This window comes from Rhodospirillaceae bacterium (assembly GCA_018662005.1).
In the GTDB taxonomy this organism is placed as follows: Bacteria; Pseudomonadota; Alphaproteobacteria; order Rhodospirillales; family JABHCV01; genus JACNJU01.
In genome coordinates this window covers 1-17,576 of the sequence record JABJHA010000048.1, presented here as the reverse complement: position 1 = coordinate 17,576, position 17,576 = coordinate 1, and the positions used below count along the sequence as shown (strand labels likewise).

General features: G+C 55.0%; 15 protein-coding genes. 10 read left to right on the top strand and 5 right to left on the bottom strand.

Going from position 1 to position 17,576, the window contains the following annotated elements:
* Nucleotides 1-265 (bottom strand): flagellar motor switch protein FliG (locus HOL66_16620; GenBank protein ID MBT5245857.1); only part of this gene is annotated, 265 nt, incomplete at its 3' end.
* A gap of 89 nt (nucleotides 266-354) precedes the next feature.
* Complete coding sequence (locus HOL66_16615) at nucleotides 355-894, bottom strand: amino acid-binding protein (protein MBT5245856.1); 540 nt, start codon at nucleotides 892-894, stop codon at nucleotides 355-357.
* A 103-nt stretch (nucleotides 895-997) separates the two neighbouring features.
* Between HOL66_16615 and HOL66_16610 the strand changes: the two genes are divergently transcribed.
* The 4 genes from HOL66_16610 (at nucleotide 998) to HOL66_16595 (ending at nucleotide 4,301) form a co-directional block, all read left to right on the top strand.
* The gene (locus HOL66_16610; GenBank protein MBT5245855.1) at nucleotides 998-2,098 is read left to right on the top strand and encodes a hypothetical protein; all 1,101 of its coding nucleotides are present in this window, start codon (nucleotides 998-1,000) and stop codon (nucleotides 2,096-2,098) included.
* A gap of 69 nt (nucleotides 2,099-2,167) precedes the next feature.
* A complete protein-coding gene (locus HOL66_16605; GenBank protein MBT5245854.1) occupies nucleotides 2,168-2,566 on the top strand; it encodes a Crp/Fnr family transcriptional regulator in 399 nt (132 codons plus the stop codon).
* Nucleotides 2,567-2,600: 34 nt separating this feature from the next.
* A complete protein-coding gene (locus HOL66_16600; protein MBT5245853.1) occupies nucleotides 2,601-3,473 on the top strand; it encodes an alpha/beta hydrolase in 873 nt (290 codons plus the stop codon).
* Nucleotides 3,474-3,509: 36 nt separating this feature from the next.
* Entirely contained in the window at nucleotides 3,510-4,301 is a 792-nt protein-coding gene (locus HOL66_16595; GenBank protein ID MBT5245852.1) for a DUF502 domain-containing protein, read from the top strand.
* On the opposite strand, the gene putA is transcribed toward HOL66_16595, so the two are convergent.
* Nucleotides 4,298-7,954 (bottom strand): bifunctional proline dehydrogenase/L-glutamate gamma-semialdehyde dehydrogenase PutA, encoded by a 3,657-nt coding sequence (putA, locus tag HOL66_16590; GenBank protein MBT5245851.1) that lies wholly within the window; start codon nucleotides 7,952-7,954, stop codon nucleotides 4,298-4,300. The genes HOL66_16595 and putA overlap by 4 nt on opposite strands.
* 159 nt (nucleotides 7,955-8,113) lie before the next feature.
* On the opposite strand from putA, the gene HOL66_16585 reads away from it, so the two are divergent.
* Nucleotides 8,114-8,569, top strand: a complete 456-nt coding sequence (locus tag HOL66_16585) for a winged helix-turn-helix transcriptional regulator (protein MBT5245850.1) — start codon at nucleotides 8,114-8,116, stop codon at nucleotides 8,567-8,569.
* Here the strand turns inward: HOL66_16585 and recG are convergent.
* On the bottom strand, nucleotides 8,566-10,647 hold the full coding sequence (gene recG / locus HOL66_16580) for an ATP-dependent DNA helicase RecG (protein ID MBT5245849.1): 2,082 nt from the start codon (nucleotides 10,645-10,647) through the stop codon (nucleotides 8,566-8,568). The two genes, HOL66_16585 and recG, sit on opposite strands and share 4 nt — an antisense overlap.
* Before the next feature lie 370 nt (nucleotides 10,648-11,017).
* Here recG and HOL66_16575 point away from each other — a divergent pair, with 370 nt between their 5' ends.
* The 5 genes from HOL66_16575 (at nucleotide 11,018) to HOL66_16555 (ending at nucleotide 17,370) form a co-directional block, all read left to right on the top strand.
* Nucleotides 11,018-11,221: a succinate dehydrogenase assembly factor 2 gene (locus HOL66_16575; GenBank protein MBT5245848.1), complete on the top strand. Its 204-nt coding sequence runs from the start codon at nucleotides 11,018-11,020 to the stop codon at nucleotides 11,219-11,221.
* Nucleotides 11,222-11,225: 4 nt separating this feature from the next.
* Complete coding sequence (gene mfd / locus HOL66_16570; protein MBT5245847.1) at nucleotides 11,226-14,711, top strand: transcription-repair coupling factor; 3,486 nt, start codon at nucleotides 11,226-11,228, stop codon at nucleotides 14,709-14,711.
* Entirely contained in the window at nucleotides 14,708-15,319 is a 612-nt protein-coding gene (locus tag HOL66_16565; protein MBT5245846.1) for a class I SAM-dependent methyltransferase, read from the top strand. Before mfd ends, HOL66_16565 begins: the two co-directional genes overlap by 4 nt.
* Nucleotides 15,320-15,431: 112 nt before the next feature.
* Complete coding sequence (locus HOL66_16560; GenBank protein ID MBT5245845.1) at nucleotides 15,432-16,589, top strand: aminopeptidase P family protein; 1,158 nt, start codon at nucleotides 15,432-15,434, stop codon at nucleotides 16,587-16,589.
* A gap of 4 nt (nucleotides 16,590-16,593) precedes the next feature.
* A complete protein-coding gene (locus HOL66_16555; GenBank protein ID MBT5245844.1) occupies nucleotides 16,594-17,370 on the top strand; it encodes a hydrolase in 777 nt (258 codons plus the stop codon).
* Between the two features lie 16 nt (nucleotides 17,371-17,386).
* On the opposite strand, the gene HOL66_16550 is transcribed toward HOL66_16555, so the two are convergent.
* The coding region (locus tag HOL66_16550) for a DsbA family oxidoreductase (GenBank protein MBT5245843.1) at nucleotides 17,387-17,576 on the bottom strand (190 nt) is incomplete at its 5' end.

Sequence of the window (17,576 nt, the reverse complement as noted above, 5' to 3'; positions counted from 1 at the left end):
GCAGGCGTTCGGCAGAATCATAGGAGCCGACGACAGCGCCACCGCCACCGCCGGAAAGCTGGTCGGCAAATTCAACAAAAAGCTGCTCGATGACGGATGAACTGATGTTGCCAAGGGTCGCCATGGTTTGCGACATGTCACGAATTTCTTCGTCGTCCATCAGCTCGAAAATGTGTGCCGAGTGTTCCTGGCCGAGCGCGAGCATGAAAACAGCCGCTTTTTGCTGGCCCGACAGACTTCGTAGCTCGCTTTTAGATTTTGCCAATTTAACGCCCAAACGATAAGAGAATCCGAGAATAGCAAAATTATAGAATCGATGACTCTAATATGTATCGGAAATGTTTAAAAAACTATTTAGACAGGCCTGTCGTCCACTTCATGCCAGCGGCATTTCATACGCAGTTCCCCGGCCGTATTGGCGACGATGGCGAGACAGGATTTAACACTCTCCTCTGGTATCCATACCGCGATGCGAATTTCATATTGGTCGTTGCCGGGGCCGGGCATTTTATCGGAATTCAGGCGAACGATGTTGGCGTTAAACTGACCGAAAACTTCACAAAGTCGGGCAATCAGTCCGGGCCGGTCGCCGCCTTGCATGACAATGCGGTGGGTAATGTGAGCCGTTTCAGCGTGAATGGGCGAAAGGGCGAAGTTGGTAACGGTTATTTCTGCGTCGTGTAATTCTTCCAGACCCGATAATTCTTTTTTCAGTTCGTCAAGCTCAAGGCTTTCGGGTAATTCGCAGACAGCCGTGAATTCGGCACCACCGCCAAGAACGGCGAAGGTCGTGTCGTCAAGGTTGACGCCCTGATCGTAAAGAAGGCCGGAAATAGCTGAAACAAGACCAATACGGTCAGGACAAATAATGGAAACGAGGACAATTGTAGGCATGCGTGTATTGCTTTCATTAATAAGTCGCGAAGTATACTCCTGTTGAAATAGTAACCATGATGGGACTGTTTGTCAGTCTTCGTGTTAGATCAAGGAAAAACCGATGTTTCGTTTTGTTGTGCTGGTTTTGGTCTGGGGCCTGACGTGGGTCGGGCAGGGGGTTGCCCAGCAAACGGCACAACCGCAAGCGCCTGAAGGTCAAATCCAGGCTCCTGCTGTCGGCGAACAACCCAGCGCGATGATGTTTCGCCATCCCAAACAGGGTTATCTGATTGCCATTCCGCCGGGCGCCATTGTCGAACATCGTGACGAAGTCAGCGGCATCGCCATGAAGTCGCGAAAAGGTTACATGATCACGGTGCAAACGAGCGATGCCAAAACCGGTACGCCGCTTCCCGATTTGATGTCCAGGCTGGAGCAGCGCTACCTTGGAAACGGCCGTCCCTGGACTCACAAACTGGGTGGACAACCAACCAAACTGGCGGGGCTGCCGGCATTTGAGGCGTTGTATGAAGGGGCGGGTTCAAGGGTTCGCGTTATCATCACCCGAGACAGCAAATTTGATTACGCCTTTATTTTTATCGCGCCTCCCCAGGAATTTAACAGACTGATTAGTGATTTTAACTGGGTGTTGCAAAGTTTTCGCCCAGCCCATGGCGGAATGGACGGCAACGTATCGGCAGAGAGCGGAGACGGACTTGTTGAGATGATGGCTGGCAAGGTTCAGCATCTGAAAGATAGCGGACTTGGTTTTACCATCGACTATCCGTTTTCATGGAGGGTTGAGCAGGGTAGCGGTCCTTACGTCATTATCAGCGGTCAAAAGGGTTCGCCCGCGTTTTTCGCCACCATCACTGTTCAAAACGTTGAACCGCCATCCGGTGTTGCCAACATAACCCAGGCGACCCAGCGTGTTGTCGCCGATTTAAAACGCCAGCTTAAGCAAGCTGATGCCAGCGTTCGCTTTCCAGGTCAGGGCGCTTACGGGTATGCAAAAGGCGGATTAACCCTGAATGGTCTTCAGTTTACCGTTGAATACGAACACCTCGGCCAACAATATAAACAATGGAGCGTGGTGTTGGCGCGTCCAGATAATGGTATCGTCCACGTCTGGTCCTACGCCGCACCCGAAGACCGTTATCAGCGCTATGGCGCGATTGCCGGGCATGTCCTTCAGTCGTGGCAAATTATTCCCGGGAATTAGGGTCCCTTTATCTTGCATTTAAAGGTATGATGGAAAAGCATTTGAAAAGAAAAATCGGGGAGGGCAAGAATGTCAGACAGAGTTCTCGAGCGGAAAGTCTTTCAGGACGGCGAAAAAATTTTCAAGGAAGGCGATGATGGTAACCTTGCCTTTGTCCTGCAATCGGGTGAGGTCCAGATTGTAAAAAATGCCGGGGAAGAAAACGAACTCATCCTGGCCACGGTCGGTCAGGGCGGTATCATCGGCGAGATGGCCCTGCTTGATAACAGCAATCGCATGGCCACAGCGCGGGCCTCGCAAGGTGGTGCTGCCATCGTCATCAGTCGCCAGATGTTTGAAGCAAAAATGAAAAAGGCGGATCCATTCCTTCGCGGCTTGCTCAATATTCTCGCCGATCATGTAAGGCGCATGTCCAAAGACAAGGCCGAAGCCGTAAAACCGGAAGCCCCAACCGAGGGCGACGGGTAAATCTGTTTTATTCATTCAGGAAGGATGAAACCCGATGTTTGAGGGTTTTGAGCGCGCCCGCATCAACACCGATGGCGCCGAAATTAATTTGCTGAAAGGCGGTAGCGGGCCGCCTTTACTGCTTCTGCACGGTTATCCGCAGACCCACGTCATGTGGCACAAGATTGCAGGCAGGCTGGCCGAAGATTTCAGCGTCGTCATAACCGACCTGCGTGGCTATGGCGACAGTTCAAAGCCACCCGGCGGTGACGATCACGAGGGCTATTCAAAACGGGCAATGGCGGATGATCAGGTTCAGGTTATGGAAAACCTGGGATTTGAAAAATTCTTCGTTGCCGGTCATGACCGCGGCGGACGGGTGACCCACCGCATGGCCCTGGATTATCCAGAGAAAGTGTTAAAGGCATCAGTCCTAGATATCGTCCCGACCCATAAAATTTTCACCACCGTCAATCAAATGGTTGCCAGTGGTTACTATCACTGGTTTTTTCTGATCCAGCCGGGCGGCCTGCCCGAACGGTTGATCGGCAATGATCCGGAATTCTATATACGTCAAAAACTAGGTCACTGGAGCGCCTCTACGGATGGCTTCACAGATGAGGCGATGGCCGAATACATCCGCTGTTACTCGATGCCTGAAACCATTCACGCTTCGTGCGAGGACTACAGGGCGGCGGCAAGCATCGACATGGTCCACGACGAGGCTGATATGGACAATCCAGTGGGATGCCCGTTACTGGTTCTGTGGGGTAAAAATGGCCTCATGGACAAAAGTTACGATGTTCTGGAAACCTGGCATGAACGGGCCCGGGATGCTCGTGGTGAAGCGATCAATTGCGGTCACTTTCTGGCTGAAGAAAATCCTGGGGACACGGTGCGTGCATTACTCGAGTTTTTTAAACAGTGAGTTGCTTTCCTCCGGCCTTTCGTGGATGGTGTCGCGATGAATGAACCAAGCGACAATAAGGATGTTCCGCCAGCCGAAGAGGCACCGGTAAAGCCCAACAAAATTGGCTTTGCGGCACGTTTGCGTGCCTATTTTCTGGCCGGTGTCCTGATTACGGCGCCGATCTCGATCACATTCTATCTGGCCTGGTTGTTTATCAACTTTGTCGACAGCAAAGTGACGCCGCTGATACCGTTAAAATATAACCCTGAAAATTATCTGCCGTTTGGCACCCCGGGGCTGGGGCTGGTTATTGTCTTTATCGTTCTGACCTTGATTGGCGCACTGACGGCGGGCTTTGTCGGGCGTTTGTACCTGCGCACCAGCGAGCGGTTGCTCAACCGGATGCCTGTGATCCGTGGTTTTTACAGCGCTATCAAACAGATTCTGGAAACGGTTCTGGCCCAACAATCCAATGCGTTTCGCGAGGCCGTTCTGGTTGAATATCCAAGGCGCGGTATGTGGGCTGTCGCTTTCATTACCGGGCGCACCAAAGGTGAAGTGCAAAACCTGACCGAAGAAGAATGCATCAACATTTTCCTGCCAACGACGCCTAACCCGACGTCGGGATTTCTGTTGTTCGTACCCAAGAAAGAATTGGTGCCGCTGTCCATGAGCGTTGAAGAAGCGATTAAGATGGTCATTTCCGGTGGCATCGTCACCCCGCCAGATCACCGTCCTTTGGAGGAGCAGTCCAAGCCAGTTGTCTCGGCTGCAACGTATGAAGACATGGACGTGCTGCGCGAAGCCCAGCGTACACCGGTACTGGTGACGAAGGACAAATCCTAGTCAGCAAGTCCTGCCGATGCCAGCAGGGCGGCATTACCGCCTGATGCTGTGGTGTCGATACACAGGGCGCGCTCGATCAACATCTGACGCCAGTCCGACAGATCATCAATCAGCGGCAGAATGGCTCCGGATCGCGCAGCCAGGGCGCTTCTGATTGCGCGCAGATTTTCAGCATTTCCCGCAAAGACAACACCGGCCAGATCTGGCGCGATTTCGATGTCCTTAAGTGTTATGTCATCCACGATCCCAAACAGGCCAGCAGGCAAGAATGCACAAAACAGTTCCGCTTCAACATCTTTAGGAACGATGGCGGCGTTCCCCAGTAACAAGGCCAGTGCAGCTTGCGTGACGCCACCAAGGCAAACAAAGACTCCCCGCCCATGCAGGGTCAGGCGGTTGCTTTCCCCGGTCGGTCCCGGAAGGTCGATGGCATGGGCGGAAAATTCTGAAACGCCTGATAAGATTTCAAGAATAGCGTCGCGAACCGGGACGGAGCAGGCCTCTGCAGCGGTTTTGATTATGGCCGCACGGTCAGCCACCTGATCCCAATGTCTTTGTGCTGAAAGAGCCACTGGCGCGATCCTTGAGAGTTCGCCGCATTCATTTGAAGATGATGGAAGGGCTCCATCATCTTCAACACGCCGGTCCGCCACTTTGCTGAAGCGGGTCAGATAATGGGGGCCACCGGCCTTGGGCCCGGTTCCCGATAGGCCTTCACCGCCGAAAGGTTGAACGCCAACGACCGCGCCGATCTGGTTGCGGTTGACGTAGATATTGCCAACCCTGGCCTTGTCGCAAATGTCCTGCACCCGTTTGTCGACCCGGGTATGAATGCCCATGGTCAGGCCGTAACCCCGGGCGTTAATGGACTCTACCAGATCGTCGATGCCCTCGGCCTCGAAGGTGACGACATGAAGCACCGGGCCAAAAATCTCATGCTCCAAATCCGCGATGCTGTCTATCAGGTAAGCGGAAGGATTGACAAAAAACCCGGCACTTTCAGGGTGTTTAATTTTTCGGATCAGGCGACCCTGCATTTCCATCTTTTGGCAATGGGCTTCAATGACATCCCGGGCTTCCTCGTCTATGACCGGCCCGACATCGGTTTTCAAATCCCATGGATCGCCAATGCAAAGCTCATCCATGGCACCCTCCAACAGGCTCAAAAGACCTTCGGCAATGTCTGATTGGACGAACAATACCCTAAGTGCCGAACAGCGTTGCCCGGCACTTTGGAAGGCGGCGGTGACGATGTCGCGCACGGCCTGTTCTGGCAGGGCGCTGGAATCGACGATCATGGCGTTCAGGCCGCCGGTTTCGGCAATCAGCGGCGCCTTTGGGTTACCCTTGCTGGCCATGGTCGCGTTGATAATGCGGGCGGTATCGGTGGAGCCGGTAAAACAGACTCCACTGATGCGCGGATCGGCGGCCAGTACCCCACCGACGCTAGGTCCGTCACCAGGCAGAAGGTGTAGAACATCACCGGGAATACCGGCCTGATGCATCAACTGGATGGCGCGGGTGGCGATCAAGGGGGTTTGTTCGGCCGGTTTGGCGATCACCGCATTGCCGCTGACCAGGGCGGCGACGATCTGGCCGGTGAAAATTGCCAGCGGGAAATTCCATGGCGAAATGCACAAGAAGACTCCGCGCCCCTGGCGTTGCTGGTCGGCCATTTTGGTTTCGGCGGCGTAGTACCGGCAAAAGTCGACGGCTTCGCGCAGTTCGCCGACGCAATCGTTTAGTGTCTTGCCGGCTTCGCGGGCGGCAAGGGCCATCAGTTCGACGGAATTATCCTCATAAAGATCAGCAATGCGTAAAAGGCAGGCGGCGCGGTCTTCAACTTTCGATGAACGCCAGAGCTCAATGCCGATTGTGGCCTTTGCCAAAGCATCTTCGATATGGGCAGGCGAGGCTTGGGTGACTTGACCGACCACATCATCCGGATTGGCAGGGTTGAGGACCGGTTGGGCGTCTCCTGAATGGGCCACGCCACCGATCAGTGGTTCCGCGCTCCAGGTTTGTTGTTTGAAGGTGTCGCGATCCTTTTGCAGTGCCGTTAATTCCAGCGGGTCCGCCAAATTCCAGCCGTGGGAATTTTTGCGGCCCTCGCCAAACATGTCGGCGGGTAAGGGGATATGCGTGTTGGCAATGCTGTCCAGCTTTTCGGCTTGCCCGACCGGATCACTGACCAGATCGCCCGAGGCAACACTTTCATCAAGAACCTGATTGACGAATGACGAGTTGGCGCCGTTTTCCAAAAGCCTGCGAACCAGATAGGCCAGCAGATCTTCGTGCACCCCGACGGGGGCATAAATCCGGCAGCGCCGCCCGTGTTCCTGTCTGAGCATGTCAAACAGGCTTTCACCCATGCCGTGGAGTCGCTGAAATTCAAAATCCTGAACATCACCGGCCATTTCCAGAACCGCCGCAACCGTATGGGCGTTGTGGGTGGCGAATTGCGGATAGATACGATCCGAATGCTCAAACAGGCGACGGGTGCAGCCCATGTATGAAATATCTGTCGAGACCTTGCGGGTAAAGACGGGATACCCGGAAAGCCCTTGTTCCTGTGCGATCTTGATTTCGCTGTCCCAGTAAGCCCCCTTGACCAACCGCACCATGATCCGTCTGTCAAAACGCGTTGCCAAATCGGCGAGCCAGTCGATGACGGAAAGGGCGCGCGGCATATAGGATTGGACGACGACACCAAAGCCATCCCATTCTTTCAAATCCGGATTGCCGAGCACGCCTTCGATAATTTCCAGCGACAAGTCCAGCCGGTCTGCCTCTTCGGCATCAATGTTGAAGCCCATGTTGGCGTTTTTGGCGAGCAGGGCGAGGCTTGTCGTGCGGGCCACAAGCTCTTCGACGGTGCGCTCACGCTGGCTGAATTCATAACGTGGATGAAGGGCCGACAGCTTGACCGAAATTCCGGGATTGAGATGGGTGTCTGCATGTGTACAGTGTTCAGCCAGTGCAGTGATGGCACTGGAATAACTGAGGAAATAGCGTCGTGCGTCAGCGGCAGAGTGGGCGGCTTCGCCCAGCATGTCGTAAGAATGGGTGTAGCCCTTGGCTTCATTGTCGCTTGAACGTTTAACCGCTTCGCCTATATCGCGGCCCAAAACAAATTGATGCCCCAGTACCCGCATGGACTGGCCGACGGCGTTGCGGACAACAGGATCGCCAATGCGCTTAATCATGGCCCGCACGGTTCCGGCAATATCAAGTTGCTCGGTATCCTCAGGCGCAATCACTTTACCCGTCAGCATCAATGCCCAGGTAGAAGCATTGACCAGGGGTGATCCGGATTGGCCCAGATGTTTGCCCCAATCCGCAGGGGCGATTTTGTCCTGAATCAGGGCGTCCATGGTCAAATTGTCAGGCACCCGCAGCAGCGCTTCGGCAAGACACATCAGGGCGACGCCCTCGTCGGTGCTTAGCCCGTATTCTGCCAGGAATGTTTCCATCATGCCGGGCTGCTTGTCATGGCGTAATTTGTCGACAAAAATGACCGCCGCCTGCTCAATGCGCTGGCGCGCTGCAGAGTTGAGATTCATAACCTTGGTTAAATGCTCAACGGCTTCTGCCTCGTCACAAATATAGGCGGCACAAGTGGCGGCGCGCAGTTTCAGGTGGACATCCGACATGTGGGTTCTTCCGTCATAAAGGGTCTTTTTGAATATTCTCAGAGTGACTCAAAACGCGAAGATTGTGTGACTTTTTTTATCGGCAAATATGATCATATCGTCTATATAATCAGCAAATAAGTTGCATAAAGACCAGTTAACAAGCGAACGGGCAGTAAAATGGACAAGATTGACAGAAAAATCCTGCAAACCCTGCAGGACGATGCGCGGATCACCATGACCGAACTTTCCCAACGCGTCGGTTTAAGCAAGACGCCCTGTCTTGAGCGGGTGCGCCGTCTTGAAGCCGGTGGTGTTATATGCGGCTACCATGCCCGGCTCGATCCCGAAAAACTGGACGCCGGTCATGTCTCGTTCGTTCAGGTGACGCTCGAGGATACCACCAGTCAGGCGCTTGATGAATTTAACGCCGCGGTCGCTAAACTTCCGGCCATACAGGCCTGTCACATGATCGCCGGTGGCTTCGATTATCTGTTGAAGGTGCGCACCGACAATATTGGATCGTATCGTCATGTCCTCGGCGAAGGCATCGCCAAACTACCGCACGTCCAGCAAACCAGCACCTTTGTCGTTATGGAAACGGTTATCGACAGTATGGCTGTGCCGGTACCTTAGCCCGACCGTAGATAACGCACGGCGGCGTCGCGCTCGAACAGGTAGAGCAGGGTTCTGAGGGCCTTGCCGCGCGGGCTTTCCAGGTCCGGGTCCTTGTTGAGGATTAGCTTGGCGTCGTCTCTGGCCGTCGCCAGCAGGTCTGCATGGGCGGCAAGGTCGGCGAGGCGGAAGTCGGGCAGACCGCTTTGGCGGGTCCCCAACAATTCCCCGGCGCCGCGTAGTTCAAGGTCTTTTTCGGCGATAACAAAGCCATCATCGGTTTCATTCATGATTTCCAGACGGTCATGGGCGGTTTTTGTCAGCGGCTCCTGAAAGACCAGTAAGCAATTTGAGCTTTCCGCACCGCGACCGATACGGCCCCGCAACTGGTGTAACTGGGCCAGCCCAAAACGCTCGGCATGTTCAATAACCATAACCGTTGCTTCGGGAACATCGACGCCCACTTCGATCACCGTCGTGGCCACCAAAACGCTGATCTCACCTGCTGCGAAGGTGGCCATAGCTTTGTCTTTTTCAGGCCCTTTCATGCGCCCGTGGACAAGGCCGACCTTGTCCCCGAACACCTGCTCCAGGGCCCTGTGGCGATCTTCGGCAGCGGCAACGTCCAGGACATCTGATTCCTCGACAAGCGGGCAGACCCAATAGGCGCGTCCCCCTTCAACCACTCGTCGTTTGACCGCGCCGACGACGTCGTCCAGCCGGTTTAAGGAAACAGTTGTTGTTTTTACAGGCAGCCGCCCGGCGGGCTTTTCGTGTAACTGCGACACATCCATGTCGCCGTAAGCGGTCAACATCAAGGTCCTGGGGATCGGTGTCGCCGTCATCACCAGCACGTTGACGGCCTGACCCTTGGCGGCCAGGGTCAGGCGTTGATGGACGCCAAAGCGGTGTTGCTCGTCGATAATCGCCAGCCCCATATCAGCGAAGGCGACATCGTCCTGAAACAGCGCGTGGGTGCCAATGGCCATATGGGTTTGCCCACTTTCCAGTCCCTCCAGTATGGCTTTGCGGTTTTTACCCTTTTCGCGTCCCGTCAATAGCTTGACATGAATTCCTGCGGCGTCGGCAAGCGGTTCAATGGTCGCCAGATGCTGACGCGCCAGAATTTCCGTCGGAGCCATCAAAACGGCTTGTGTTCCCGCCTCGACGGCCGCCAGCATGGCAAGCAGGGCGACAATCGTCTTGCCGCTGCCGACATCGCCTTGCAGCAGCCGTAACATGCGGGTGTCTGATCCCATATCGTCGCTGATTTCAGCCAGCGAGAATTTCTGTGACGGGGTCAGGCTGAAGGGCAGGGCGGCCAGAACCTTGTCCTGCAGGCTGTCATCGCCATGAATACCGCGTCCCGCCGTTTTGTGCATGTGAAGGCGCATCAGCGACAGGGCCAGCTGGTTGGCCAGCAACTCGTCATAGGCAAGACGCTTGCGGGCCGGGGATGCGGGGTCGAGATCGTCCTCACTTTGCGGGCTGTGCGCTTCGATCAGGCATTGGTTCCATGGCTGCCAGTTATTTTTGCTTAAAAACGCAGGATCCTGCCACTCTTCAAGTTCCGGCAGCCGTTCCAACGCACCGGCCATGGCCTTGCCGAAAACTTTAAGGGACACCCCGGCCGTCAACGGGTAAACCGGTTCGACAGATTTCAATTTATCGATTTCGGCTATGGTGCCTATGCGGTCCGGGTGGGTCATTTGTAATTCCTTGCCGAAACGCTCCAACGTACCACTAACCACGCGGGTTTCGCCTTCAGGCAGGGTTTTGTTCAAGTAATCGTCGTGGGCATGGAAGAAAACCAGCACCAGAGTTCCCGTATCATCCGACGTGATAATCTTGTAGGGGAGCCGCTTGTTGGCGGGTTTTATGTGTTTATCGATGGTGACGGTAAGGGTGGCGACCCTTCCTGTGATGGCATCAGCAACCGTGGGCGCGTAGCGGCGATCAATAAGGCTGCTTGGCAAATGCCAGTAAAGGTCGACAATGCGCGGTCCGCTTAAGGTTTCAAGCGACGTTGCGATACGCGGACCAATCCCCTTAAGACTGGTCACCGGCTCGAACGGAGGATAAAGAATTTCAGGGCGCATAATACCAAGTTGTACTAATAATGACTCATAGAGACGGTTTCACAAGACTTTTGGCTAGGAGCGTGCGGCGCGGCGATGCGGTGTATCGCAAGACGTGCGCGACGCCGTCCAAAAGCCTTGCGAAGCCGCCGTTCCGGTCACTTATGCAGCCCGTCGGAGGGCGTCGGAAAACCTTGACGATGCACCACATCGACTGCGGCTTTTCTCCTACCCGACGGGCTGCATAAGTGATCTCTATGGGTCATTATTAGTACAATTTGGTATTAGTGACATCCAAGTTTGAAACGACTATACCCTACCCAACATTTTGTTGGAGCCGAAATTGGACAACCGACGCAAACAATTACTGTTCCGCAGTCATCACTGTGGCATGAAGGAAAATGACATCCTGCTGGGTCATTTTGCCGATCGCTATATTGCCGAACTCAGTGACCGGCAACTCGATGATCTGGATACCTTGATGCAGCAGAGCGACATTGATGTGATGAACTGGATTATTGGCAAAACTCCGCTGCCTGATGCTTTTAATACCGACCTGATGACCTTGATTCAAAGATTCAACAAAACGGCGTAAGTGGTTGCAAAAGATTCAAAAAATTCTCTCAGCACCCGGCGTCGTTGACGTTTCTGGAGCGCCCGGCGGCTATGACGCCCTGATTCTTGCCAACGTCATTGGCAAGGGAGTGAATACGGGTGTTTTCGTCGCCCGTGATGACATCCATCTGGCCAGTATGAACGAGGCCCTGGGCTTCTTCGCTCCACACGTTGAACGACTGGAATTTCCGGCCTGGGATTGCCTGCCGTATGATAGAGCCTCGCCCAACAGCGCCCTCGTCGGTCAGCGTATTGATACCCTGACCCGGCTGCTGGAACCGGCAACCGGTCCGCGCGCCTTGCTGACCACGGTTTCGGCCCTTTTGCAACGGGTTGTGCCGCGCCAGGCCTTCGCCGGGGCGACGTTGAGCGCCAGCGCCGGTGACCGTCTTGAACCTGATGCCTTGGTCGCTTTCCTTGTCGCCAACGGTTACGGACGTGCAGAAACGGTTATGGAGGCAGGTGAATTCGCCATTCGCGGCGGCATTGTCGATGTTTATCCTTCAGGTGTTGAACATGCCCTGCGGCTTGATTTCTTTGGTGACGAACTCGACAGCATTCGCACCTTTGACCCCATCGACCAACGCACCACCGGCAAACAACAGCAGTTTGTTATCAGGCCCATCAGCGAGGTTCCGTTAAGCGAGGCGGCGCAATCGCGCTTCCGTTCAGGATATCGGGCGCTTTTCGGCAGCGCCGGCAGTGATGATCCCCTGTATGAGGCGGTTTCCGCCGGTCACCGCCATATCGGCATGGAACACTGGCTGCCGTTATTTTACGAAAAGATGGAAACCCTGCTGGATTACGCGCCCGGTGCTCCGGTGTTGCTTGATCATCAATGGCAGCAGGCGCTTGACGCCCGCCTTGACCTGATCGGCGAATACTTCATTGCCCGCCGAACCATCGCCGATGGCAAATCCGGCGACGGAGTTCCTTACCTGCCCATACCACCCGATACGCTGTTCCTTGATGTTGATAGCTGGGATCAGCAACTTACAGGCCATCCGGTCGGTCACCTGTCGCCCTTTGTCGCTCCTGAAGGCGAGAGCGGCCAGAGGGTCCATATGAATTGCAAGCAAGGCCGGGATTTTGCCGATGCCCGCTTAAGCCAGGAGCTTAATGTTTTTGATGTTCTGGCCGACCATCTGGGCGAACAGCAAAAGCAGGGACGCCGGGTTCTGCTTGCCGGCTATACGCGCGGCTCACTGGAACGCCTTGAAACGGTGATGCGTGAACACGGTATCAACGGCCTCGCCCGGGTCGATGACTGGGATCAGGCCCAGGCCTTGAGTGCAAAGGCGGTGGCTCTTGGTGTACTTGGCATCGAGCGTGGTTTCGTTACCGATGATCTGTGTCTTATCGGTGAGCAGGATATTCTCGGTGACCGGTTAAGCCACGCCGCTAAACGCAAGATCAGGCCGGAAAACTTTATCGCCGAAGCTTCCAGCCTGCACGCCGGTGATCTGGTCGTCCACATCGAACACGGCATTGCCCAGTATGACGGGCTTGAGGCCATTGATGTATCGGGCGCGCCCCATGATTGCCTGCGGCTGCTCTATGAGGGCGGCGACAAGTTGTTCCTGCCGGTGGAAAATATAGAACTGATTTCCCGTTATGGCTCAGAGCAAGCCGGGGGTCATCTCGACAGGCTCGGCGGTGCCGGTTGGCAGGCCCGTAAGGCGCGGATGAAGGAACGCATCAAGGGTATGGCTGAAGAACTGATTAAAGTCGCGGCCGCCCGCACCCTGCAACCCGCCGCCCGTATCAATGCAGAGGAGGGGTCATACGATGAGTTTGCCGCCCGTTTTCCTTACGATGAAACCGATGATCAGCGCGGCGCGATCGAGGATGTTCTTGAAGACTTATCGGGTGGGCGTTCAGCCGACAGGCTGATTTGCGGCGATGTCGGTTTCGGCAAAACAGAAGTCGCCCTGCGCGCCGCTTTCGTCACCGCCATGAGTGGCAAGCAGGTCGCAGTGGTTGTGCCGACGACTTTGCTGTGTCGACAGCATTTCCAGAACTTTCAGGAACGTTTCAAGGATTTCCCTGTCCACGTTGAACAAATCTCCCGATTGGTCAACCAGAGCAAGATCAAGGACGCCAAGGAAGGCATGAAGACGGGACGCGTCGATATTGTCATCGGCACCCACGCGCTGCTGGCCCAGGATGTAGGGTTCAGGGACTTGGGGCTGTTGATCGTCGATGAAGAACAGCATTTCGGCGTTACCCATAAGGAACAATTGAAAAAACTGAAAGCCGACGTCCACGTCCTGACACTGACGGCGACGCCAATCCCGCGCACCCTGCAACTGGCCCTGACCGGGGTCAAGGAGATGAGCATCATCGCCACTCCGCCGGTTGACCGGTTGGCTGTCCGCACCTTTGTTCTGCCCTTTGATCCCGTTGTTGTGCGCGAGGCGATCCTTCGTGAGCGCTTCCGTGGTGGCCAGACTTTCTATGTCTGTCCGCGGGTTGCCGATCTTGGACCGCTCGCCAAGCGGCTCAAGGAACTGGTGCCTGAGGTCAAGCTCATCATCGCCCACGGACAGATGACGCCGAATGATCTGGAAGACGCCATCAGCGCGTTTTATGACGGCAAGTATGATGTTCTGCTGTCCACCAATATCATCGAGTCGGGCATCGACATGCCGCACGTCAACACCATGATTATTAACCGTGCCGATATGTTCGGTCTGGCCCAGCTTTACCAGTTGCGTGGCCGGGTCGGGCGCTCGAAAATCCGTGCCTATGCCTACCTGACATTGCCGGAGCGTAAAAAACTGACAGTGGCGGCGGAAAAACGCCTGGAAGTCATGCAAACCCTGGATAACCTTGGGGCGGGGTTCTCGCTGGCCAGTCATGATCTGGATATTCGCGGTGCCGGAAATTTGCTCGGCGATGAACAGTCCGGTCATATCCGTGAAGTCGGCATCGAGCTTTACCAGCAGATGTTAGAGGAGGCCGTGGCCGCAGCTCGCGGGCTTGATGGCGGCGTTGGTACTGATGACGAATGGAGCCCGCAGATCGGCATTGGATCGCCGGTGTTGATACCTGAAAGTTATGTCGCTGACCTGAACGTCCGCATGGAGCTTTACCGGCGTCTCTCAAGGTTGGTCAAAGCAGATGAAATCGAAGCCTTCGCCGCCGAATTGATTGACCGGTTCGGCTCGCTTCCGGGCGAGGTCGAAAACCTGCTCGACATCGTCGCCGTCAAACAATTGAGCAAGCGGGCAGGGGTCGATAAAGTCGACGCCGGGCCAAAGGGGGCGCTCATATCATTCCGTAATAATGAATTCGCCAATCCGGGCGGGCTTGTCGCTTTTATCAATGATCAGGTCGGCACCGCTAAACTGCGGCCCGATCACACACTGGTCTTCATGCGCGCCTGGGAAAGTCCGAAAGACCGCCTCGCCGGTGTCCGCCTGCTGATGCGCGACATCGCCAAGGTGGCGGAAGCTGAAATGTCATGAGCAAACAGAAAGTCTATGACCGCATTGCAAGGCTCTATGACATTCTTGACCTGCCTTTTGAGCATGTTCGCTACAGGCCGATTCGCATGGAAATGTTTGATGGACTGAGCGGCGACTTGCTTGACGCCGGAGTCGGAACCGGGCGTAATTTTCTTTACTACCCAGAAGACTGTACGGTCACCGGCATCGACTTAAGCCCTTCAATGCTGGGTCGCGCCCGCAGCCGCAAATCCAGGCTCGGGACCGCGGTTGAGCTTTTTGAGATGAATGTCCTGGAACTGGAATTCCCTGAGGCCAGCTTCGACTCCATCGTCTCGACATTCCTTTTTTGCGTGCTCGATAACGAACACCAGCAGGCGGCGCTGGAACAACTGCGCCGGGTCTGCCGTCCGGATGGCACCATCCACATTCTTGAATACGCCATTTCAGAAAACCCGTGGCGGGCCTTTATCATGAAACTGTGGGCCCCCTGGGTGCGTTTTGCCTACGGCGCAGAATTCGACCGCAACACCGAACAATACCTGGACGCGGCAGGGCTTGATCTGGTTGAAAGCAGGTTCCTGTACAAGGACATCATCAAGCTGCTGACAGTGCGGGTGAAGAAATAACCCTGGTTTACTTCCTTAAGAGTAAATCCTAGAAACTAGGGGTTCCATTTGTCCCGGCACGGGATGGAGGAACTCCATTTTTTATTCTTATTCTTTTTGAAAGATCGCGACAATGCTGGAGCAAGCCAGGAAAAGAACAGCCGAATTCCAACGCAGGATGAAAGACGATGGAATATCCCTGGCGCTACTGACTGACGAATCATCAATCGCCTATTTGGCTGGTTTCTGGGGATACCTCAGTGTTGAATTTGGCCGGCCGACCTTTCTGATCGTGCGCACCGAAGGCACACCGACGGTGCTGACGCCGCTTATGGAAAGCGAAATGGTGTCTGCCATGACATGGGTCGATGATATTCGCACCTGGGAGGATTCCGGGGCCAACCGATGGGAAAATGTTTTGGCCAAGGTCGTGGGCGATCAACCTGGCGGAATTGCCGTCGAGAAAGGGTTGCTGCCGCCGATTGTCCGGAATTTCCTGGATGCCAAATACCCGTCTTCCCCCTTACAGGATATATCCCCGGTTATTGGCGCCATGAGAGTCATTAAGTCTCCTGAAGAAATTGCGGTCATGCGTCAGGCGGGAGAGATCGCCGGGGCGATGATGGAGGCGGCAGAAGGGGCGCTCGCAGAAGGCGCACCGGAATACGAAGCCGCCCTTGCTGTTATCAATGCGGGCACCCGTAAGGCTGCCGGATTTCTCACGGCGAAGGGTTGGGAAGCGTTTATCTCACCCATGATCCACAACCTGCAAATAATGCAATCCGGTCGTGATACCTCGATGGTGCATCGTCGCAGCAGTGTGAAGCTGCTGGAAAAAGGTGATCCGGTGTATTTTTGTTTCTGCAATATGGCGCAGTTCAAACTATACAAGCTGGGCTTTGACCGGATGTTTTTTGTCAAGGACATCTCTGACGAGGCGGCAGAGGTTCAACAGGCGGCGATTGATGCGCAACAGGCAGCCATTGCCGCCATTCGACCGGGCGTTAGCGCCCAATCCGTAGCCCAGGCAGCCAACGAGATCTATGATGCACGGGGCTATGAGACGGGATATCGTACGGGTCGATCAATTGGCATGTCCTATCTGGAGGCGCCGGAACTAAAGGTGGGCGATAAAACCATTTTAAAGCCCGGAATGACGTTCGCCGTGGATGGCGGCATTTCCGTTGACGGGTTGCTCGGCGGACGGATCGGGGATTCTATCGTCGTCACCGAAACCGGCAGTGAATACCTCACAAGTTATCCCCGTAAGATATTGATAGTGGACAGGTGAGGCCATGCGCGCCGGTGTTTTCCAATGTGAAGGCGGAGGCCTGACACCGGACGAGCGGCTCAACAAATTAAGCGCCGCCCTCCGGCAGCAAAAACTTGATCTTGTGGTTTGCCCGGAATTGTTCATGTCGGGCTACGATGTAGGAGATTCATTACCTGAGCTTGCGGAACCATTGGAAGGCCCCTTCGCCCTACAGGTAGCGGAACTTGCCCGGACGAGTCACACCGCTATCGTCTATGGCTATCCGGAACGGGTTGACGGAAACCTCTACAACGCTGCGGCCTGTATCAGTCAAGAGGGGCAATTGATGGCCAATCATCGTAAGCTTCTGTTGCCGCCAGGGGCCGAGTTACGATATTTCAAACAGGGTGGCGGCCTTACCTTATTCGATCTCAATGGCTTTTGTTGCAGCATCCTCATCTGTTATGACGCCGAATATCCGGAAGCTGTGCGGGCAGCAGCGGAGGCAGGCGCACAAGTCATCATTGTGCCAACCGCGCTTGTCAAAAAATGGAGCACCGTCGCTTTACAATTAATGCCAACGCGATCTTTTGAAAACGGTGTCTGGCTGCTTTACGCAAACCACGCCGGTATCGAAAACGAATCGGATTATTTCGGCGGCAGCTGCATTGTCAGGCCCGATGGCAAGGATGCGGCGCGCGCTGGCGCAAACGAGGAACTTATCTTTACTGAACTCGACGTTGATAGTGTCACCGCAGCACAGACCCGCTTGCCTTATCTGGCAGATGTAAGACGCTTGCGTAATATTTTGAACGAGTAGGTAACGACAAACTCATTCAACCCTCATCCGCCGCCATCGCCGCGTCGAGCATACGGGACAGGACATTGTGGTCCTGGGCTCCGGAAATGATCATGTTTTCGTTGAAGACGTAGGAAGGGACACCGTTAATGCCTAAGCGGTGGGCATGGGCGTTGGCGTCGTAGATGTTGGCAATGCCGTCGTCACTTTTCAGGTGGGTGCTGAAG